Source organism: Ectothiorhodospira sp. PHS-1 (genome assembly GCF_000225005.1).
Lineage (GTDB): Bacteria > Pseudomonadota > Gammaproteobacteria > Ectothiorhodospirales > Ectothiorhodospiraceae > Ectothiorhodospira.
The window spans coordinates 83,698-103,566 of sequence record NZ_AGBG01000005.1 but is presented as its reverse complement, the minus strand read 5'-3'; the positions used below and the strand labels follow the sequence as shown (position 1 = coordinate 103,566).

Sequence of the window (19,869 nt, the reverse complement as noted above, 5' to 3'; positions counted from 1 at the left end):
TCGAGTCCCTGATGACCTCCTTTCACACCCCCCTTGCCCGTCCCCTGACGGCCATCCTGCGCCATCGGCCCGAAGACTTCCTGGTGGAGGAGATCCCCGCGACCCTGCCCGAGGGGGAGGGTGAGCATGTCTGGCTCAGCATCCGCAAGCGGGGCATGAATACCGATACCGTCGCCGCCCTGCTGGGACGCATCGCCGGTGTGCCGCGCCGTGCTGTCGGGTATGCGGGCCGCAAGGACCGCCATGCGGTGACCACCCAGTGGTTCAGCGTCCACCTGCCGGGTCGGGAGGCGCCGATCTGGTCCGAACACCTGCCGCCGGAGGTGGAGATCCTGGAGGCACGAAGACATCGTCGCAAGCTCCAGACCGGCCACCTGCAGGGCAACCGGTTCCTGCTGGTGCTACGCCACTGCGAGGGGGATCGGGACGCGGCACAGGCCAGGCTGGCGATGATGCAGCAGCGAGGGGTGCCCAACTTTTTCGGTGCCCAACGCTTTGGTCGTGACGGCGGCAATATCGCCAGGGCCGAGGCCCTGTTCCAGGGCACCCTGCAGGTACGCGACCAGAAGCTGCGGGGGATCTACCTGTCCGCGGCCCGTTCGGAGATCTTCAACCGCGTCCTGGCGGCCCGACTTGAGGATGGGACCTGGGATCATGCCCTGCCCGGTGATGCCCTGCAGTTGGATGGACGGGGCAGCTTCTTTATTTACCAAGAAGACGATCCCACGGTACCCGAGCGGCTGGCGGCCCAGGCCCTGCATGTGACCGGTCCCTTGTGGGGTCGGGGCGATCCGGCGACGACGGGGGCGGTGGCGGCGCTGGAGTCTGATGTCGTGGCGACCGTGCCGGTTCTGGCCCGAGGGCTGGAGGCGGCGGGTCTGACCCAGGAACGGCGTGCCCTGCGTATCCGCCCACAGGCGCTGACCTGGGAGTGGGAGGAGGAACAGACCCTGCGACTGGGTTTCACGCTGCCCGCCGGCGCCTTTGCCACCACCCTGGTCGAGGTCTTCGCCGACACCGGGGCCGACGGTGGAGAGGGGTGAGGGGAAATCCGTAACGGATGCCAGGCCGTCAGAGGGCCTGATGCCGGGGTTTTTCCGCCACCCGGTTGCGCAGGTACACCGGCAGGGCCGATTCCGCCGGGACCGCCCGGCCCCGGGTGAAATCCCGGGCGGCAAGCCGGGCCACCTCGGCGGCACTGGGCAGGGCGTCCGGCATCGGCCTTCCGCTCAGGCAGTCCCCGAAGCGGCTGGTCAGCACCGTCTCGTGGGCTGACCAGCCATGGCCCACCCCAAGCCAGCCCCGCCATTCCGGCAGGGGGGCATCCTCGGGGGGGCAGACCCGTTCCTCGCCTGCTGCGACGGCCAGGCCGTCCTCGTCTCCCCGGAAGGCGCCCCAGTAGACTTCTCCCATGCGCGCATCCAGGGCGGCCAGTACCTGGTCCGCCCCTTCATCCAGACCCTGCTGGGCCAGTGCCGCCAGGGTGGAGATGGGCACTACCGGCAGATCGGCGGCAAAGGCGGCACCCTGGATCACCCCGACGGCGATCCTGACCCCGGTAAAGGCCCCCGGCCCCCGGCCGAAGGCCAGGGCATCCAGCTGCCCCAGGGACAGGCCCGCCTCCGCCAGCAGCCCTTCCATCATGGGCAGGATCAGGCGGGCATGAGCGCGGGGTTCCACCTCGAAACGGACCCAGACATCCCGGTCCAGGAGCAGGGCGGCGGAACAGGCCTCGGTGGCGGTTTCAATGGCCAGCAGTTTCATTCGGGGGTTTCATCGGGGTGGTTGTGGGTCCGGGGCAGGGCACCGAGTCGGCTCAGTTCCCGGCGGGCGGTTTCCAGGGCCTGCTCGGCCTCCACCTGGTCGGTGATGTCCTTCTGGATGCCGATGTAGTAGGTCAGCCGGTCCTCGTCATTGAATACCGGGGTGATGCTCAGTTCGTTCCAGAACAGGCTGCCGTCCTTGCGGTAGTTGCGCAACCGCACCCGGCAGGGGATGCCCCGTTCCATGGCGTCGCGGATTTGCGCCAGGGCGGTCTGATCCCGATCATCGTTCTGCAGGAAACGACAGTCCTGGTACAGAATCTCATCGGCGCGATAACCGGTCAGCCGTTCAAAGCCTTCGTTCACGTAGATCAGGATGGTGTCCTCGCCCTCCCGCTCGGCAATGGTCACGCCGTCATTGCAGGCGTCCACCGCCAGGGTGAGCAGGGCGGGATCAATCAGACGTTCGCGTGCCATGTCAGATCCGGGAGAGGGATTCCGAGCCGCTCAGGGTCTCCAGGGCTTCCAGGTTGTGGAGATGGATGATGCCCGCCTTTTCGGACAGATAACCCCGTCGTTTCCAGTCGGCGAAGAACCGGCTGACGGTCTCCACCGTGAGGCCCAGCAGTTCACCGGTCTCGGTGCGGGACAGCGGCAGGGGCATGCTGGGGTAGTGGCCGTTCTTGGCCCGCCAGTAAAGCAGGAAGGTGGCGAGTCGTTCGCTGGCCTTTTTGGTGCCCAGTTCCAGGGCCAGGTTTTCCACCTGCTGAAGGGCCACTGCCCAGCGGGCCAGCAGGGCATGGTTCAGGGTGGGATGTTCCGCCTGCAGCTGCTTGAGCACCGGCAGCGGCAGGCGGCAGACCTGGACCGGGGTCAGGGTGGTGGCCGTGTGGTTGTAGGCAAGGCCCATCAGGGCTTCAGCCCCCATCACGTCTCCCCGGGTCAGCAGGCGCAGGATCTGGTCGCGACCGTTCACGGCGGTGCGGGTGAGCTTGATCACCCCGTCCTTGAGGGTGAAGGCCGCGTTGGCCGCGGCACCTTCCCGGTAGAGGACATGGCCCGCGGGCAGGTCCAGGTGTTCCGCCGGGTTGTTGAGACTGAACACCACCTCGTCCGGCAGGTCGCCGAACAGGCTGACATCCCTGACCGGGCAGCGACGGCAGTCGTTGTCCATTCGGGGCGCCACGGGACGACCCGGCAGGGCATGCTTGCGCCGCCGATGGGGCATCGCCGGGTCTTCATTGCCCGGCATCGGATCACATGGGTTGGACAACGGTGAACGCTCCCCTTATCTGGCCTTCTTCATAGCCGCGGGCCTGGTCGTCGGGATACATGCGCAGCAGGGCATGTTCCACGTCATAGCGGATCTCCTGACCGTGGCAGGTCAGGCAGGCCTCGCCGACGGGGATGGCACGCATGTACCGGAACTCACGCACTTCCCCGCGCTGATAGATTTCGTAGAATTCCATGGTCTGAGGGGATTCCCCGGCCGCCAGTCTGGCCTCGAAGGATTCCAGGACCAGCCGCTCCCAGGCGTCCGGGGCATTCTCGGGATTGCGGATCCTGAGACTGGTACGGCCGATCTCCAGCCGCCGGTCGGTGGATACATCCCGGGATATCTCTCCGGCCCGCTGGCTGCAGACCTCAATCGCGTGCAGGGGGCCGCCGCTCTCGAGTGCCTGTTTGAGTTCCCCTTGCAGACTGCCGCCGAAATGCTGCACGGCGGCGCGGCCGGCATCGACCCGGGACTGGGTATCCGGGATGGACTCCTGGGCCGACAGACCCATGCTGCCGATACCGAGCAGCAGGACCGCCAGTGTGGTCAATGGATATCGTTTCATGTCATTCCCCCCGGGCAACACGGCGGATATGGCCTAACCATGGGTCTTTCTCATGCTTTTCATACTAGCATGGTATGGAACTTCCCTGGCTATCGTAAAGATGCCTTTTCCGGGGCTTTTAGCGATCCTCACTCGCTGACTCGGAGCAGCACCAGTACGGCACCGGTACCACCGTCCGCGGGTCGGGCGGAGCAGAAGGCCAGAACCTCCGCGCGCTGTTGCAGCCAGTGGGCCACCCGGCTCTTGAGTACCGGACCCCGGTTGCTGGAGCGCAGGCCCTTGCCGTGGATGATGCGGACACAGCGCAGGCGTCGCTCCCTGGCGGCGGACAGGAACAGCACCATCTCTTCATGGGCTTCGCGGGCCGTCATGCCGTGCAGGTCCAGTTCCGCCCCGATCCGGTAATGGCCCCGCCGCAGCTTCTTGAATACCTGGCGCTGCAGACCTTCGCGCATGTAGATGAGTTCGTCGCCGGGCTGGATGTCGGTGACCTGAAAGGGATCATCGATCATGTCCTCCAGGGCACGGCGATGTTCGGCCTCGGTCTGACGGGGGCGAGGCGGCGGCCGCCGTGGCTGCAGCATGGCCCGGTCGGTGTGCACGGGCGCCACCGGGCCGACGGCCTGGCGGAAGAGGTCAAAGTCATCATCCTTCGAATCGGAAGGCGGCATGTCAGGAATCCGTTGCCGGTGGCTTGAGTCAGGACGGGTGTCGGCTGCCTGGGTTTGTCGGTCGGAAAGATGCGCCGGACATGCGCCGGGGACAGGCTTTCCAGTATATTAACCGCTTGACTTCAAAGTGACTCGATATGCGCATACTGCTCAGTAACGATGATGGTGTCCACGCGCCGGGCCTGCAACTGCTGGCCAAGGCCCTCAGAACCTGTGCCGATGTCCATGTGGTGGCACCGGACCGTGATCGCAGTGGTGCCAGTAACTCCCTCACCCTGTCTCGTCCGTTGCGGCCTGAAATCCTCGACAACGGCGACGTGCGGGTGGACGGCACGCCGACGGACTGTGTCCATCTGGCCATCACCGGCCTGTTGGCGGAAGAGCCGGACATGGTGATCTCGGGCATCAACGCGGGCGCCAACCTGGGGGATGACGTGCTCTATTCAGGCACCGTGGCCGCCGCCATGGAAGGTCGTTTTCTCGGCTTGCCGGCCATCGCCGTCTCCCTGGCCGGGTATCCCTGTCAGCACTTCGATTCCGCCGCCCGGGCCGTGCTGGAGCTGCTGGAACGGTTGCGCAACATGCCGTTGCTGTCCGACACCATCCTCAATGTGAATGTTCCGAACCTGCCCTGGGATGAGATCCGCGGTTTTCAGGCCACCCGCCTGGGCCACCGTCACAAGGCGGAGCCGGTGACCCGTTCCGCCGATCCCAGGGGACGTCCCATTTATTGGGTCGGCCCCGCAGGGCCGGAACAGGATGCCGGACCTGGCACGGATTTTCATGCCATCCGTTCCGGATATGTCTCCGTCACGCCGATCCAGGTGGACCTGACCCGTTACGATGCCATGGATGTGGTGAGTCGCTGGCTGACGGGAGAGCGGGCTTGAACCACGATCTTGCGGGAATCGGCATGACCTCCCAGCGCGCCCGGGATCGGCTGGCCCGCCGGCTGCTGGAACTGGGCATCCGCGACCCACGGGTACTGGAAGTGATGCGCTCCACCCCGCGACACCTGTTCGTGGATGAAGCACTGGCCCATCGTGCCTATGAGAACACGGCCCTGCCCATTGGTTTCGGCCAGACCATTTCCCAGCCCTATATCGTGGCCCGGATGACCGAGGCCCTGCTGGAAGAGGGGGTGCCGGAGCTGGTGCTGGAGGTGGGTACCGGGTCCGGGTATCAGGCGGCGGTCCTGGCCCAGCTGGTGGGGCGCGTGGTCAGCCTGGAACGGGTCCGGCCCCTGCAGCGTCGTGCCCGGGAGGTGCTCAGCAGCATGCGTCTGCACAATGTCAGCCTGCGCCACACCGACGGCACCCAGGGCTGGCCGGAGCATGCGCCCTATGACGGCATCCTGCTCACCGCGGCGCCCCGGCAATTGCCCGAGGCCCTGTTGTTGCAGCTCAAGGTGGGCGGGAGACTGCTGGCCCCGGTGGGGGGAGAGAACGAGACCCAGTCTCTGGTGCGCATCACCCGTACCAGCAAGGCGTTCGTGAAGGATGAACTGGGGCCGGTGAGTTTCGTGCCCCTGCTGCCGGGAGAGGTGCCATGAGGCTGTTCGGTCCACTCTATGATCGGGTCATGGGCTGGTCCCGCCACCGCCATGCCCCACGCTATCTGGCGGCCTTGTCCTTTGCCGAGTCGTCCTTCTTTCCGGTGCCGCCGGATGTGATGCTGGCCCCGATGGCGGCGGCCAGACCCCATCAGGGCCTGTATCTGGCCTTCATCACCACCCTGTTCTCGGTATTGGGCGGGGTGCTGGGCTATATGCTCGGCTATCTGGCCTTCGGCATGCTCGAGCCGGTGATCGTCAATGCCGGGTATGGGGAAGAGCTGTCGCTGGCCCAGGAATGGTTTACCGTCTGGGGGGTGTGGGTGGTGCTGGTGGCCGGGTTCTCGCCCATTCCCTATAAGCTGTTCACCATCACTGCCGGTGCCCTGTCCATGGCCCTGCTGCCCTTCATCATTGCCTCGTTCCTGGGGCGGGGGGCGCGGTTCTTTGCCGTGGCCTTGCTGATCAGCTGGCTGGGACCCCGGGTGGAACCAAAATTGCGGCCCTATATCGAATGGCTGGGATGGCTGACGGTGGTCTGCCTGCTGCTGGCGGTTGCCCTCTATCAATGGCTGGGATGAACAAGACACGGTGAAGGGACTGGCACTCATTCTGCTGCTGTTACTGCTGGTATCGGGCTGTGCCGTCATCAAGCCCGAAGAGCCGGCGTTCCGTTCCGGCACCTATACCGTGCGCCAGCATGAAACCCTCTATTCCATCGCCTGGCGCTATGGCCTGGAATGGCAGGAACTGGCCCGCTGGAACGGGATCAGGGAGCCTTACACCATCTATCCCGGTCAGCGCCTGCGGATGAATCCACCGCCGGGGCAATCCAGGACGGCATCGGCACCGACACCGGCCGCCACGCCGGCGCCGAGGACCACGGCCGCGACGCCCCGGGAAACCCGGACCGAGCCGCCGCCGCGGGCGGCCACGCCGGCGCCGGCTTCCGCTTCCGCGCCTCCCGCCACGCGTCCCGCTCCCACCGCATCGGTTCCGCCCCCGACTTCATCCTCTCCGGCCCCGACGCCGCGGCCGTCTTCACCGGCCAGTTCCACGCCACCCCGGCCGGCCCCCGTGGCCCAGCCGGTGCGTGAGCCGGCCACTCCCACCTCCGCCCCGGCGGCCACCGGTCCCCTGGTGTGGCAGTGGCCCACCGAAGGGCAGGTCATTCGTCGATTCGATGCCCAGGGAACCGGGAAGAAAGGGATTGCCATCGCCGGTCAGCGGGGCCAGCCGGTGCGTGCCGCGGCCCCGGGTCGGGTGGTCTACAGCGGCAGTGGACTTGTCGGATATGGAAAGCTTATCATCATCAAGCATAACGACAGTTACTTAAGTGCTTACGGCCATAATGAAAAAATCCTTGTAAATGAAGGCGCCATGGTATCTGCGGGGCAGCAGATTGCCTTGCTGGGAGATACCGGTACGGATCGTCCCATGCTGCATTTCGAAATTCGCGAGGACGGCAAGCCGGTAGATCCTCTGCGCCATATGCCGGGCCGATAATCAAGGGGCGTGGCAGCCCCGCACAGGAGGTCACATGCCCAAAAGGCGAGACGAGAACCCCGTGTACGAGGATGTGGAGGAGAAACTGGAGGAGGATGTCAGGGATGGTCCGCTGGATCCGGAGGGGCAGGAGTCGTCGGCATCCCTGCCGGATGAGACAGAGTCGGTCGATGAGTCGGAGGACGACGGGGAACCCGTGGTCTTCGCCGCTGGCGCAGTTCCCAAGGGTGACATGGATGCCACCCGGATCTATCTGAGCGAGATCGAGTTCTCGCCCCTTCTGACACCGGAGGAAGAAGTCCATTACTCCCGCCTCGCTCAGCAGGGGGACGAGTACGGTCGGCGCAAGATGATCGAATGCAATCTGCGTCTGGTGGTCAAGATTGCCCGCCGTTACATGAATTGCGGCCTGGCCCTGCTGGATCTTATCGAAGAGGGCAACCTGGGTCTGATCCGCGCCGTGGAAAAGTTTGATCCGGAACGGGGGTTCCGCTTTTCCACCTACGCCACCTGGTGGATCCGTCAGACCATCGAGCGTGCGATCATGAATCAGACACGCACCATTCGCTTGCCCATCCACGTCATCAAGGAACTGAACGTCTACCTGCGGGCCTCTCGCCAACTGGCTCAGGAACTGGACCACGAGCCGACGGCGGAAGAAGTGGCCAGACACCTGGACAAACCGGTGCAGGATGTGAAGAAGATGCTGGCACTGTCGGAGCGGGTGACGTCAGTGGACCTGCCCATCGGCAAGGAGAGCGACCGTCCCCTGCTGGATGTGATTCCCGACGAGCAGACCCCGGAGCCCTCGGAACTGATCCAGGACGAGGACGTAGTCCACTATGTGGACGAGTGGCTGATGGAACTGGATGAAAAACAGCGGGAAGTGATCGTGCGCCGCTTCGGGTTGCATGGCTTCGAGCGCAGCACCCTGGAGCAGGTGGGGCTTGAACTGGGCGTCACCCGGGAACGGGTCCGGCAGATCCAGATGGATGCCTTGAAGCGTCTGCGCAAGATCCTGGAAAGCCGGGGGTTTTCCGAAGAGACGCTGCTGCAGAACTGAAGCGCCCTGCGGCGGGCGTCATCCATGCCCCGGCAGCATCAGGGCGGCGGCCACCCGCCGCCCTTCGTTCATGATGACGTTGTAGGTACGGCAGGCGGCCGGGGTGTCCATGACTTCCAGGCCGATGCCGCGATCCCGGAACAGACGCAGGATATCCCGGGGCGGGAACTTCAGCAGCGGACCGGTTCCCAGCAGGATGATCTCCGGCGTGTGTGTCAGAATGGGTTCCAGGGCGGCCGCCGTCAGTGTATCCGGCTGTTCGATCCCCCAGTCCAGGATGAGGGCATGGGGCAGGACCACCAGGCTGTCTTCGTAGCGGGTCTGGTTGACCTGCACCCAGGTGGCGTCGTGGGCCGTGATCACGTGCCGGCCGTCACCGTATTCGCGTGTCATCTTCATGCGGTCGAAGCTAACGCCGCGATGCCGTCAAGGCAAGTGCGGCCCGCCCCTGATTGACAGCCTTTCGGGTGCCCAGTATCGTTTCCGGTTCATCTGCAGTCTTCTCTTTCATTCCCTTCTGCAACGCGGATTACCCCTGTGATCGAAGAGTTTCCGAGAATCAAGCGCCTTCCCCCCTATGTCTTCAGCATCGTCAACGACCTGAAGGCCAAGGCCCGTGCCAGAGGCGAGGATGTGATTGATTTCGGCATGGGGAATCCGGATCAGCCCACCCCGGATCACATCGTTGAAAAGCTGGTCGAGGCATCCCGGCGCGGCGACACCCACCGCTATTCCATGTCCAAGGGCATCCCCCGCCTGCGTCGGGCCATCTGCCGCTGGTACAAGGACACCTACGATGTGGATCTGGATCCGGAAACCGAGTCCATTGTCACCATCGGTTCCAAGGAAGGCCTGGCCCATCTGGCGCTGGCGACTCTGGGACCGGGTGACGCGGTGCTGGTGCCCAATCCGGCCTATCCCATTCACCCCTACGGCTGTGTCATTGCCGGCGCCGATATCCGCCATGTTCCGTTGACCCCGGATGTGGACTTCTTTGCGGAACTGGAGCGGGCCATCCAGGATTCCTGGCCGCGTCCCAAGATGCTGATCCTGAATTTTCCCGCCAACCCCACCACCCAGTGCGTGGAACTGGAGTTCTTCGAGAAGGTGGTGGCCATTGCCCGGGAACACAAGATCTGGGTGGTCCACGACCTGGCCTATGCCGAGATCGTGTTCGACGGCTACAAGGCGCCTTCCATCCTGCAGGTGCCCGGCGCCAAGGATCTGGCGGTGGAGTTTTACACCCTCTCCAAGACCTATAACATGCCCGGCTGGCGGGTGGGTTTCATGTGCGGCAATCCCACCCTGGTGTCCGCCCTGGGGCGGATCAAGTCCTACCTGGACTACGGTACCTTCACCCCGATCCAGGTGGCGGCCATCACCGCCCTGGAAGGTCCCCAGGAGTGCGTCGAGGAAATCCGGCAGCTCTATCGGGTGCGCCGGGATGTGCTCTGCGACGGCCTCAATGCCCTGGGCTGGCCGGTGGAAAAGCCCAAGGCCACCATGTTCGTGTGGGCGCCCATCCCCGAACAGTATCGGCACATGGGATCTCTGGAGTTCTGCAAGAAGCTGTTGCGGGATGCCAAGGTGGCGGTCTCCCCGGGGATCGGTTTCGGCACCTACGGCGATACCCATGTTCGCTTCGGCCTGATCGAAAACGAGCACCGGACTCGCCAGGCCTTGCGTGGGATCAAGGCCATGTTCCGGGCCGATGCCAGGGCCGAGGCCGAGCGCAGCAACTGAAAATACGGCCCCGCCGGCCGGGATTTGTGAAAGGGGTGACCTTCGGGTCGCCCCTTTTTTGCGCAGTTCGTCACATTCCGACTACCGGTCTTTTTAGATTGAATTTAGGATGTATCCGGAATGGGGCCTTCAAGGCTCAAGAATGTTCAATCCGGGCCGATGATGACGGGTAAGAGATAAGGAGAAGTATGCCAATGCCCAAAACGATCCTCACGGTGGATGATTCCGCCTCGATTCGTCAGATGGTGACCTTCACGCTCAAGGGGGCGGGTTATGCCGTCACCGAAGCCGTGGATGGTCAGGACGGACTCGACAAGGCCCGTGCGGGTCGGTTCGATCTGGTCTTCACCGATCAGAACATGCCGCGCATGGATGGCATCAGCCTGATCAAGGCTCTGCGAGGACTGCCTCAGTACAAGACGACTCCCATCCTCATGCTGACCACCGAGTCAGGGGACGCCATGAAGGCCCAGGGACGTGCCGCCGGCGCGACGGGGTGGCTGGTCAAGCCGTTTGATCCCCAGAAGTTGCTGGAGGTCGTTCGCAAGGTCATCGGCTGAATCAGGAGGCTCCACAACCCGTGCGGGGACAAGCGGCATGACCATCGACATGAGCTAGTTTTATCAGGTGTTTTTCGACGAGGCCGCCGAGCACCTGAGCGAAATGGAAAGCCTGCTCCTGGAGCTGGACGTGACGTCGGTCGACAAGGAGATGCTCAACGCCATCTTTCGTGCCGCCCACTCCATCAAGGGCGGGGCCGGTACTTTTGGTTTTACCGATATGGCTCAGGTGACCCATGTGCTGGAGACGCTGCTGGACCGCCTGCGCAAGCAGGAGCTGCAGCCGACCACCGCCATGGTGGATGCCTTTCTGGATGCCGGTGACGTGCTCAAGGCCCAGCTGGTGGCCCATCAGGAAGGGGGGATTTATGAAGATCCCCGCATCGCCGAGGTCTGTGGCAGACTGGAAAGACTCTCCGTGGTCGGCCCGGATCAGGCAGCACCCGCGGCGGACGCAGCCCCGCCCTTGCCGGCGGGCATCCGGGACGTGTCGCCGCAAGAGGAGGGCGATATCACTGTGGGCGGGGCTGAACAGGACTGCCGGGTCTGGCTGATCCGGATTCATCGGGCGCAGGCGGGACTCACGCCGGATACGTCGCTGGATGGACTGGTGTCGGCCCTGGGCGAGCTGGGGAATCTCGAATCCCGGACGGCGGATGCGGATACCCTGTGCTGGCAACTGACCGCCCCGGTCTCCCATGACCAGATCGTGGAATTGCTGGACTTTGTGTGTGATGCCGCCGGCGTACAGGTGGAAGTCCTGGATCATTCCCCGGCGGCGGATGAAGATCCCGGTTACGGTTTTTTTGAACCATTGCCCGACATTTCCGCCGACGCGGCGTCGGTCGCGGATGAGGAGCCGGGATTTGGCCTGTTCGAAGATGCGCCGGGAGCGGTGCAGGCGCTGGATCAGGAGCATCCCGGATATGGTCTGTTCGGCGGTAGTCCGGGGATGGTCCAGGTTGCGGAACTGGCGGCACGGGAGCAGGGGGAGGCCGCCCAGGGCTTTGGCTTCTTCGATGATGCGCCCGGAACACCGGGGCAGGCCCCCGTCGCGGACAACCGGGCACCCTCAACACCGCCTCCCGGCGGCACCGGTTCCCCCCCGGAAGAGGGACGTCAGCCTCCAGCGCGGCGGATGCCCGCCGGTGATGCCTCCATCCGGGTCAGCGTGGAAAAAGTGGACCAGCTCATCAATCTGGTGGGAGAGCTGGTGATCTCCCATGCCATGCTGGCGGAGTCGGTGTCGGGCCTGGACCCGGTCAGCCATCAGTCCATCTTCAACGGCCTGTCCAATCTTGAGCGCAATTCGCGGGATCTTCAGCAGGCCGTCATGTCCATCCGCATGATGCCCATCAGTTTCGTCTTCAATCGGTTTCCCCGGGTGGTGCGCGATACGGCCGCTTCCCTGCAAAAGAAGGTCAACCTCAAGCTGGTGGGAGAGGATACCGAGCTGGACAAGGGTCTGATCGAGCGACTGGCTGATCCATTGAATCACCTGGTGCGCAACAGCATTGACCACGCATCGAACCCCCGGCCCAGCGCCTGGCCGCCGGCAAGTCAGAAACCGGCCAGATCGTGCTTCGTGCCAGCCATCAGGGCGGCAACATCGTGGTGGAGGTGAGCGACGACGGTGCTGGACTCAGTCGGGACAAGTTGCTGTCCAAGGCCGCGGAGAAGGGCGTTCCCCTGCCCGATAACCCGTCCCCGAAGGAGGTCTGGCAGCTCATCTTTGCCCCGGGCTTCTCCACCGCGGAGCAGGTGACCGACATCTCCGGCCGCGGCGTGGGCATGGATGTGGTGCGTCGGAACATCGAGCAGATGAATGGTCGGGTGGAGATCGACTCCGAACCGGGCAAGGGCACTCGCATCGTGATCCGGCTGCCCCTGACCCTGGCGATTCTGGACGGCATGTCGGTGCGAATGGGAGACGAGATCTTCATCCTGCCGCTGACCGCCATCCGCGAGTCGGTCCAGCCCCGGCGCGAGCAGGCGAAGACCATATCGGGCAAGGGCCGCGTTTTCCAGGTGGGCGGGGATTACCTGCCCCTGGTGGAGCTGGACCGACTCTTTTCCCGTGGCAGGCGCAGGACCGCCCTGGAAGAGGGCATCGTGGTGATCGTGGATACCAACGAGGGTCGGGCAGCGCTGCTGGTGGATGAGCTGATGGCCCAGCATCAGGTCGTGATCAAGAGTCTGGAAACCAATTATCGCAAGGTGGAAGGGGTGTCCGGGGCCACCATCATGGGCGATGGAAGGGTTGCCCTGATCCTGGATGTGGACGAACTGATGCGCCTCAATCGCAAGTTCGGGTTTTCAACGGCAATCCCCGAGGCACGGGAGCAGGCACATGACTGAGACACCGAAGGACAGGGCGGGCATCAGCGGCGATGACCGTCGAGAATATTTGACCTTCACTCTGGGGGACGAGGAGTACGGCATCGACATTCTCAATGTCCAGGAGATTCGCGGCTACGATGCCGTCACGAAGATCGCCAATTCCCCCGACTTCATCAAGGGCGTGATCAACATGCGCGGGGTGATCGTGCCGATCATCGACATGCGCCTGAAGTTCCATCTGGGGGTGGCCGAGTACAACCAGTTCACGGTGGTGATCATCCTCAACATCAGCGGCCGGGTGGTGGGCATGGTGGTGGACGGTGTTTCCGATGTCATCGCCCTCAAGTCCGAGCAGATCCGTCCCGCGCCTGAATTCGGTGCCATTCTGGACACCGCCTATATCGACGGACTGGCCACGCTGGACGACCGTATGGTGATCATGGTGGATATCGAAAAACTCATGAGCAGTGGCGAGATGGGGCTGGTGGATCAGGTCCAGTCCGGCTCGGTCTAGTCATTTTGCTCAGAAACCGGTAGAGGATACGCACATGCGCTGGTTCGACAATCTTTCAGCAGGGATCAAGATCGGTTTTCTCGGTGGGGTGCTGATCCTGGCCCTGGGCTACGCCGCCTACGAGGCCTACCTGGGCTTCAGCAGCTGGGCCAATTATTCACAGCAGATCCGCGACAATCGATTGCCCTCCATCCGGGCTCTGAGCAATCTCAATACCGAGCGCATGGTGATCCGTGCTCAGACGGTGGAAGTCCTGATCCAGGATGAAGCCTATACGGACAAGACGGCCCTGCGCAGCATCGCCAGCCAGCGGGCGCGCTCCTGGGAGATCATCGATCGCAACTGGAACGAGATCAGCAGTATTCCCCGAATGACGGAGGAAGGGTAGCGGGTCTTCACCCGGCTCAGCGGAGAGTATCTGGCCTGGAGAACCATTTATGTCGAGCTCGATCGTTTGATTGAGGCCATGATCAACACCACGGACCCGGTGCGCTACGACCAGTTGATGGAAGAATACCGGGCCACCATGAATCGGATGGTGCCCTTGTCCAACACCATGGGGACCACCTTCGATGAACTGGTGACCGGAAACATGGCCCGCGCAAGCGCCTAGGCCACCGAGGCGGTCGAGGCTTCCGAGTCCGAGATTCGTCAGCTGGTCTGGCTGGCCACCATCGCCCTGTTGCTGGCCGTTGCCCTGGCCATCCTCACCGTCATCAGCATGGTACGGCCCCTCAAGGCCCTGGTGACCCATTTCCATGCCATCGGCGAGGGTGACTACGATCAGAAGATCCAGTCCGACCGCAAGGACGAGATCGGCCTGGCCCTCAAGGGCCTCTCGGAAATGCAGGCCAAGCTCAAGGCGGACATTGCCGAGACCCGGCGAGTGGCGGCGGAAAACCTGCGCATTCGTTATGCCCTGGACAGTGTCTCTTCCAGTGTGATGGTGTCCGAACCCGGCGGTCAGATCATCTACGTCAACGAAGCGGTGGTGGGCATGTTCCGCCGGGCCGCCAACGAGATCCGCAAGGATCTGCCCAGCTTCAATCCGGATCAGGTGCTGGGTGCCAGCGTGGATATCTTCCACAAGAATCCGGCCCATCAGCGTCAGATGATGGACACCATGCGTTCCACCCATGACACCCAGATCAAGATTGGCGGGCGCACCTTCCGCCTGGTGGCCAATCCCATCATGAACACCGGCGGTGAGCGGGTGGGCGTGGTGATCGAGTGGACGGACCGTACCGAGGAGCTGCGCGTGGAGGAGCAGGTCAGCGCCCTGGTGGAAGGTGCCGTGAAGGGGGACTTCACCAAGCGCATCCCCACGGAAGACCTGAGCGGTTTCTTCAAGCGTCTGGGCGAGGGCGTCAATACCCTGATGGAAAAGACCGCCACGGGACTGGCGGAAGTGGCCCGGGTGCTGGACGCGGTCTCCCACGGGGATCTGACCCAACAGGTGAACGGCGACTACGAAGGCACTTTCGGCCAGCTCAAGAACGATACCAACAGCACGGTGAATCGCCTCAAGGAACTCATCGGCCAGATCAAGGAATCCGTGGACGCCATCAACACAGCGGCCCGGGAGATTTCGGTGGGCAACGCCGATCTGTCCCAGCGGACCGAGGAGCAGGCCTCCAGCCTGGAGGAAACCGCCTCCAGCATGGAACAGCTCACCTCCACGGTGAAACAGACCGCCGACAACGCCCGTCAGGCCAATCAGTTGTCCAATACCGCTCGTGAAACCGCGACCCAGGGCGGCGACAAGGTCAGGGAAGCCGTGACCTCCATGAAGGCCATTACGGAAAGTTCCGAAAAGATCAGCGAGATCATTACGGTCATCGATGGTATCGCCTTCCAGACCAATATTCTGGCACTGAACGCCGCGGTGGAAGCGGCCCGTGCCGGTGAGCAGGGACGAGGTTTTGCCGTGGTGGCCGGTGAGGTGCGCAATCTGGCTCAGCGCTCGGCCTCTGCCGCCAAGGAGATCAAGGGGTTGATCGCCGAGGATGCGGCCACCATCAGCCAGGGCAGCAAGCTGGTGCTCGAAGCCGGCGAGGCCATGGAGGAGATGGTGACTCAGGTCAAGCGCGTGGCCGATCTCATTTCCGAGATCTCCGCCGCCGCCGACGAGCAGAGTTCGGGGATCGAGCAGGTGAACACCGCCGTGACCCAGATGGATGACGTGACCCAGCAGAACGCTTCGCTGGTGGAAGAGGCGGCGGCCGCCGCCGAGTCCCTGGAAGAGCAGGCCCAGGGCCTGGCCCGCGCGGTCAGTGTCTTCCGGGTAGACGATCTGGGCAGCGGGGCCGGGGTTGCACTGACGCCACCCCAGCGCAAGGCCCTGCCGGCGGCGGGTGTCGCCAGACCCAAGACGCAGTCGAACACCAAGGCGATGCCCAGACCTGCCGCCGGCAGCGTGAAAAAGGCACCGCCGCCGAGCAAGTCGTCGGATGATGAGTGGGAGGAGTTCTGAGTCGGGAATTTCACTTTACCGATCAGGATTTCGAGCGCGTCCGCGGCCTGATCCATGCCCACGCCGGTATCTCCCTCAACCCGGGCAAGCGCGACATGGTCTACAGTCGCCTTGCCCGGCGGTTGCGGGCTTGCCGGCTGCAATCCTTCGGGCAGTATCTGGATAGGCTGGAAGTGGATACCCCGGAATGGGAGCAGTTTGTCAATGCCCTGACCACCAATCTGACCGCCTTCTTCAGGGAATCCCATCACTTTCCGGTTCTGGCCGCGCACCTGGTCAATGCCCATGCGGTGCATCGGCGTCCGTTGCGCATCTGGTCCGCCGGCTGCTCGACCGGCGAGGAGCCCTATACGATCGCGATGACGGCCATCAATGCCTTCGGCTCCTGGACCCCGCCGGTGAAAATTCTCGCCACCGATCTGGATACCCAGGTGGTGGAGCATGCTTCAGAGGGTATCTACGGCATGGAACGGGCGAGCAAGGTGCCGGCGGAGGAGATGCGGCGCTTTTTCCTGCGTGGCCGTGGCCGTCAGGAGGGGATGGTCCGGGTGCGTCCCCAGGTCAGGTCGCTGGTTACCTTCCGCACCCTGAATCTATTGGGTGGCACCTGGCCCCTGAAAGGCCCCTTTGATGCCATATTCTGCCGTAACGTATTGATCTATTTTGACAAGCCGACACAATACAGGCTGATGAGCCGCTTTCATCCTCTCATGCCCCCCGGCTCACTGCTGTTCGTGGGGCACTCGGAGAGCCTGGCCCATGCCGCGGATCTGTTCCGGCTCAAGGGAAAGACCATTTACGAGCCTGTCATTCGGGCTTGAGACCTGACTGCATGACCAAGAGCTTTGAAGAAGTCCTGGCCACCACCCATTACTTTGACAGACATTTCGAGATGAATGCGGTCAAGGTCTTGCCCGGGGAATACTATGTGTCCGAGCCCGGCCTGCTCATGGTGACGGTGTTGGGCTCTTGTGTGGGCGCCTGCATCCGGGATCGGGTGAGCGGTATCGGCGGGATGAATCATTTCATGCTGCCCGATGACCGTCGCGAAGAAGATTCCAGGGTGGGGAGTGCCATGCGCTATGGTGATTACGCCATGGAGATACTCATCAACGAGCTACTCAAGAAGGGTGCCCGGCGCGCCAATCTGGAGGCCAAGCTGTTCGGTGGCGGAAACGTGATTGCCGGCTTCACGCAGAACGTGGTTGGAGAGCGCAATGCACGTTTTGCCGTGAATTATCTCAAGACCGAAGGGATTCCCGTGGTGGCCAAGGATCTGATGGGGAATCTTCCACGCAAGGTGTATTTCTTTCCGGCGGATGGGCGGGTGCTGGTACGCAAGTTGAGGACGTTGCGAAACGATACGCTCCTGGAGCGGGAAATCAAATACAGTCAGCGGCTGCGACAGGCCCCCGTGGCCGGCGACGTGGAGCTGTTTTCCTGACCCGGTGAATCCGCTGAATGGATCATGAGGAACAAGACATGCTGGGCTTGAGCGTGACGGATGTGATGAATGGACTGAGGCCGCACTGGCCCGCGGCGTTGCTCAGCGTGGTGATGCTGCTGCTGGTGCTGGTACCGGCCTGGGTACCGGGCTGGCTCGGCATGGTGTTAGTGATGCTGTTCTGGCCGCTGTCGATCCTCATGGCCGGACGGGCGGGGGGGGCGGCGCTGCCGATGAGTCTCGCTCCGGGGGCGAGGCGTCTCTCGACCATGATCAGGCCCTGTGGGCCCTGGTGCTGGAAATCGACCAGTTGATGGTCAGTGAAATCGATGAACTCCGGGAGTTGGTGCGGCAGGCGGGCAACCTGGTGTCGCACGCGGCCGGCGATCTGCGGCAGAGTTTCGAGAATCTCTCCGCGACTTCGCAGGAGCAGCAGATCCTGATCCTGCGTCTGGTGGGCGGTATGTCCGGGCAGGGGGATGGTGCCACGGAGATGATCGATATCAATAACTTCATGCATGAGAACTCACGGGTCATGAATGATCACGTGAAGATGTTGATCGATGTGAGCAAGCACAGTGTGGAAGTGGCTCATCAGGTGGATGATCTTTCCTCGCAGATGGAACAGATCTTTTCTCTGCTGGATAGCGCCAAGCATATCGCCGGACAGACCAATCTGTTGGCGCTCAATGCGGCCATCGAAGCGGCCCGGGCGGGGGAGGCCGGCCGGGGCTTTGCCGTGGTGGCCCAGGAAGTCCGTAAGCTGTCTCGGGATTCGGACAAGTTCAACGAAGAGATCCGCACCCTGGTGGAGCAGGCCAATCGTGTATTTGCCTACACTCGCGAGATCGTCGGGCGCATGGCTTCCCAGGACATGAATGCCTCGATTGATGCCAAGGGATCGGTGGACGAGATGATGGTGCAGGTACGGCAGATGAACCAGGTGATGGAGGAGGGGCTGCAGCGGGTTTCGGCAGGGGCGTCGTCGGTGCAGCAGAATGTGGGTGACGCGGTGCGTCTGCTCCAGTTCGAGGACATTACCGCGCAGGTGCTGGAGCGAGCCGTTCGCCGCATCGATTTCATGGAGCGGTTCGTTGCCGAACTGCGTCAGTTGCCCCTGGACGAACCGGGGCACTCAAGGAGCCAGTTGCAGGATTCACGGACCCGACTGGAGGCGCTGCGCTCCCAGTTGCGGGATGCCGCCCATCGGCCCGTGCATCAGAAGTCCATGGAAGAAGGCGAGATCGAGCTTTTCTGACATCCCCTTACGGCGGTATCGCCGCCCATTCCAAGATTGGATAAACCCCAGGGTGTGCATGACTTGAACCGGAAGATTCGCGTATTGATCGTCGATGATTCGGCGCTGATCAGAAAGGTCCTGACCGAGATCCTCAACACCGCGCCGGATATAGAGGTGGTCGGTACTGCCCAGGATCCCTATGTGGCACGGGAGCGGATCAAGGGTCTGAATCCGGATGTAATGACGCTGGACGTGGAAATGCCCCGCATGGACGGCCTGACCTTCCTGCGTAATTTGATGCGGTTGCGACCCATGCCGGTGGTCATGGTCTCCTCCCTGACGGCCCGGGGGGCCGATGTCACCCTGCAGGCCCTTGAACTGGGGGCGGTGGACTTCGTGACCAAGCCGACCCTGGATGTATCCCGTGCCCTGACTGAATACGCGGATCAACTGATCGACAAGGTGCGCATGGCGGCGGGTGCCCGGGTGCGTAGTCAGGTACAATTGGCCGCGCCGCCGCCCAAACATTCGGTGGATCAGGTGATCCCGGCCCGTCCGGCGCCGGTACGGCTCCATACCACGGATCGGCTGCTGGCCATCGGTGCATCGACGGGCGGGACCGAGGCGGTCAAGGATGTGCTCATGGGGCTGCCCACCGACTGTCCGGCGGTGGTGGTCGCCCAGCATATTCCGCCCGGTTTCAGCCGGGCCTGGGCGGAGCGCATGAATCGGCAGACCTCGCTGGTGGTGCGGGAGGCGGAGGAGGGTGATCGCCTCGTGAGCGGTCACGTCTATATCGCGCCCGGCGATCATCATCTGCTGGTGGCCAGGGATGGGGCGCGTTACGTCTGCCGACTCAGCCGGGGGGAGCCGGTGAACCGTCACCGCCCCAGCGTGGATGTGCTGTTCCGTTCCGTGGTTCAGGTCGCCGGCACCAATGCCTGTGCCGCACTGTTGACCGGGATGGGTGCCGATGGGGCACAGGGACTCAAGGAACTCCATGACGCGGGCGTGTTCACCATCGCTCAGGACGAGGCCACCAGTGTGGTATGGGGCATGCCGGGAGAGGCGGTGAAGCGCGGCGCCGCCGCGAAGGTGTTGCCATTGCAGGAGATTGCCGCCGCCTTGCTCAGGGCTTCTTCGTGATGTCGGGCTTGGG

At 63.3% G+C, this 19,869-nt stretch carries 25 protein-coding genes; 19 read left to right on the top strand and 6 right to left on the bottom strand.

Annotated elements, in window-relative coordinates; genetic code table 11:
- Positions 1-11 precede the first annotated feature (11 nt).
- Positions 12-1,043, top strand: a complete 1,032-nt coding sequence (gene truD / locus ECTPHS_RS03545; RefSeq protein WP_008931312.1) for a tRNA pseudouridine(13) synthase TruD — start codon at positions 12-14, stop codon at positions 1,041-1,043.
- Positions 1,044-1,071: 28 nt separating this feature from the next.
- Here the strand turns inward: truD and tsaB are convergent, their stop codons facing one another.
- From tsaB to ECTPHS_RS03520, 5 genes are all read right to left on the bottom strand, one after another.
- Positions 1,072-1,764, bottom strand: coding sequence for a tRNA (adenosine(37)-N6)-threonylcarbamoyltransferase complex dimerization subunit type 1 TsaB (gene tsaB, locus ECTPHS_RS03540; protein WP_008931311.1), 693 nt, complete (start codon positions 1,762-1,764; stop codon positions 1,072-1,074).
- Complete coding sequence (locus ECTPHS_RS03535; protein WP_008931310.1) at positions 1,761-2,240, bottom strand: PAS domain-containing protein; 480 nt, start codon at positions 2,238-2,240, stop codon at positions 1,761-1,763. The genes tsaB and ECTPHS_RS03535 overlap by 4 nt, the downstream gene beginning before the upstream one ends.
- A gap of 1 nt (position 2,241) precedes the next feature.
- On the bottom strand, positions 2,242-3,015 hold the full coding sequence (locus tag ECTPHS_RS03530) for a Crp/Fnr family transcriptional regulator (RefSeq protein ID WP_083838745.1): 774 nt from the start codon (positions 3,013-3,015) through the stop codon (positions 2,242-2,244).
- Positions 3,016-3,019: 4 nt separating this feature from the next.
- Positions 3,020-3,604 carry a DUF3365 domain-containing protein gene (locus ECTPHS_RS03525; RefSeq protein WP_040404999.1) on the bottom strand — a complete coding sequence of 195 codons (585 nt, stop codon included), beginning with the start codon at positions 3,602-3,604 and terminating at the stop codon, positions 3,020-3,022.
- 128 nt (positions 3,605-3,732) lie between these two features.
- Positions 3,733-4,275, bottom strand: coding sequence for a Smr/MutS family protein (locus ECTPHS_RS03520; RefSeq protein WP_008931307.1), 543 nt, complete (start codon positions 4,273-4,275; stop codon positions 3,733-3,735).
- Positions 4,276-4,412: 137 nt separating this feature from the next.
- Here ECTPHS_RS03520 and surE point away from each other — a divergent pair, with 137 nt between their 5' ends.
- Genes surE through rpoS form a run of 5 tightly spaced genes read left to right on the top strand, consistent with a single transcriptional unit; the run spans position 4,413 to position 8,396 of the window.
- The gene (gene surE, locus ECTPHS_RS03515) at positions 4,413-5,165 is read left to right on the top strand and encodes a 5'/3'-nucleotidase SurE (RefSeq protein WP_008931306.1); all 753 of its coding nucleotides are present in this window, start codon (positions 4,413-4,415) and stop codon (positions 5,163-5,165) included.
- The gene (locus ECTPHS_RS03510; RefSeq protein WP_008931305.1) at positions 5,162-5,827 is read left to right on the top strand and encodes a protein-L-isoaspartate(D-aspartate) O-methyltransferase; all 666 of its coding nucleotides are present in this window, start codon (positions 5,162-5,164) and stop codon (positions 5,825-5,827) included. Before surE ends, ECTPHS_RS03510 begins: the two co-directional genes overlap by 4 nt.
- Positions 5,824-6,408 (top strand): YqaA family protein, encoded by a 585-nt coding sequence (locus ECTPHS_RS03505; protein ID WP_008931304.1) that lies wholly within the window; start codon positions 5,824-5,826, stop codon positions 6,406-6,408. The genes ECTPHS_RS03510 and ECTPHS_RS03505 overlap by 4 nt, the downstream gene beginning before the upstream one ends.
- Positions 6,409-6,418: 10 nt before the next feature.
- Positions 6,419-7,333 carry a peptidoglycan DD-metalloendopeptidase family protein gene (locus tag ECTPHS_RS03500; protein ID WP_008931303.1) on the top strand — a complete coding sequence of 305 codons (915 nt, stop codon included), beginning with the start codon at positions 6,419-6,421 and terminating at the stop codon, positions 7,331-7,333.
- A gap of 34 nt (positions 7,334-7,367) precedes the next feature.
- A complete protein-coding gene (gene rpoS, locus ECTPHS_RS03495; protein WP_008931302.1) occupies positions 7,368-8,396 on the top strand; it encodes an RNA polymerase sigma factor RpoS in 1,029 nt (342 codons plus the stop codon).
- An 18-nt stretch (positions 8,397-8,414) separates the two neighbouring features.
- Here the strand turns inward: rpoS and ECTPHS_RS03490 are convergent, their stop codons facing one another.
- Positions 8,415-8,795 (bottom strand): Mth938-like domain-containing protein, encoded by a 381-nt coding sequence (locus tag ECTPHS_RS03490; protein WP_040404996.1) that lies wholly within the window; start codon positions 8,793-8,795, stop codon positions 8,415-8,417.
- A 138-nt stretch (positions 8,796-8,933) separates the two neighbouring features.
- Here ECTPHS_RS03490 and alaC point away from each other — a divergent pair, with 138 nt between their 5' ends.
- The 13 genes from alaC (at position 8,934) to ECTPHS_RS03435 (ending at position 19,856) form a co-directional block, all read left to right on the top strand.
- Entirely contained in the window at positions 8,934-10,139 is a 1,206-nt protein-coding gene (gene alaC / locus ECTPHS_RS03485; protein WP_008931300.1) for an alanine transaminase, read from the top strand.
- Between the two features lie 194 nt (positions 10,140-10,333).
- Entirely contained in the window at positions 10,334-10,699 is a 366-nt protein-coding gene (locus ECTPHS_RS03480) for a response regulator (RefSeq protein ID WP_008931299.1), read from the top strand.
- Between the two features lie 67 nt (positions 10,700-10,766).
- Positions 10,767-12,323, top strand: a complete 1,557-nt coding sequence (locus tag ECTPHS_RS13875; RefSeq protein WP_008931298.1) for an Hpt domain-containing protein — start codon at positions 10,767-10,769, stop codon at positions 12,321-12,323.
- The gene (locus tag ECTPHS_RS15090; protein WP_008931297.1) at positions 12,278-13,057 is read left to right on the top strand and encodes a chemotaxis protein CheW; all 780 of its coding nucleotides are present in this window, start codon (positions 12,278-12,280) and stop codon (positions 13,055-13,057) included. The genes ECTPHS_RS13875 and ECTPHS_RS15090 overlap by 46 nt, the downstream gene beginning before the upstream one ends.
- On the top strand, positions 13,050-13,553 hold the full coding sequence (locus tag ECTPHS_RS03470) for a chemotaxis protein CheW (protein ID WP_008931296.1): 504 nt from the start codon (positions 13,050-13,052) through the stop codon (positions 13,551-13,553). Before ECTPHS_RS15090 ends, ECTPHS_RS03470 begins: the two co-directional genes overlap by 8 nt.
- 34 nt (positions 13,554-13,587) lie before the next feature.
- The gene (locus ECTPHS_RS03465; protein ID WP_008931295.1) at positions 13,588-13,941 is read left to right on the top strand and encodes an MCP four helix bundle domain-containing protein; all 354 of its coding nucleotides are present in this window, start codon (positions 13,588-13,590) and stop codon (positions 13,939-13,941) included.
- 78 nt (positions 13,942-14,019) lie between these two features.
- Positions 14,020-14,166: a hypothetical protein gene (locus ECTPHS_RS14755; protein WP_008931294.1), complete on the top strand. Its 147-nt coding sequence runs from the start codon at positions 14,020-14,022 to the stop codon at positions 14,164-14,166.
- A 69-nt stretch (positions 14,167-14,235) separates the two neighbouring features.
- Entirely contained in the window at positions 14,236-16,026 is a 1,791-nt protein-coding gene (locus tag ECTPHS_RS03460) for a methyl-accepting chemotaxis protein (protein ID WP_008931293.1), read from the top strand.
- Positions 16,011-16,847: a CheR family methyltransferase gene (locus ECTPHS_RS03455; protein WP_008931292.1), complete on the top strand. Its 837-nt coding sequence runs from the start codon at positions 16,011-16,013 to the stop codon at positions 16,845-16,847. The genes ECTPHS_RS03460 and ECTPHS_RS03455 overlap by 16 nt, the downstream gene beginning before the upstream one ends.
- Positions 16,848-16,858: 11 nt before the next feature.
- Positions 16,859-17,470 (top strand): chemoreceptor glutamine deamidase CheD, encoded by a 612-nt coding sequence (gene cheD, locus ECTPHS_RS03450; protein ID WP_008931291.1) that lies wholly within the window; start codon positions 16,859-16,861, stop codon positions 17,468-17,470.
- Between the two features lie 17 nt (positions 17,471-17,487).
- Entirely contained in the window at positions 17,488-17,784 is a 297-nt protein-coding gene (locus ECTPHS_RS15080; protein WP_008931290.1) for a hypothetical protein, read from the top strand.
- Positions 17,784-18,728, top strand: coding sequence for a methyl-accepting chemotaxis protein (locus ECTPHS_RS03440; protein ID WP_008931289.1), 945 nt, complete (start codon positions 17,784-17,786; stop codon positions 18,726-18,728). The genes ECTPHS_RS15080 and ECTPHS_RS03440 overlap by 1 nt, the downstream gene beginning before the upstream one ends.
- A gap of 63 nt (positions 18,729-18,791) precedes the next feature.
- On the top strand, positions 18,792-19,856 hold the full coding sequence (locus ECTPHS_RS03435) for a chemotaxis response regulator protein-glutamate methylesterase (RefSeq protein ID WP_040404993.1): 1,065 nt from the start codon (positions 18,792-18,794) through the stop codon (positions 19,854-19,856).
- The last annotated feature ends 13 nt before the right edge of the window (positions 19,857-19,869 follow it).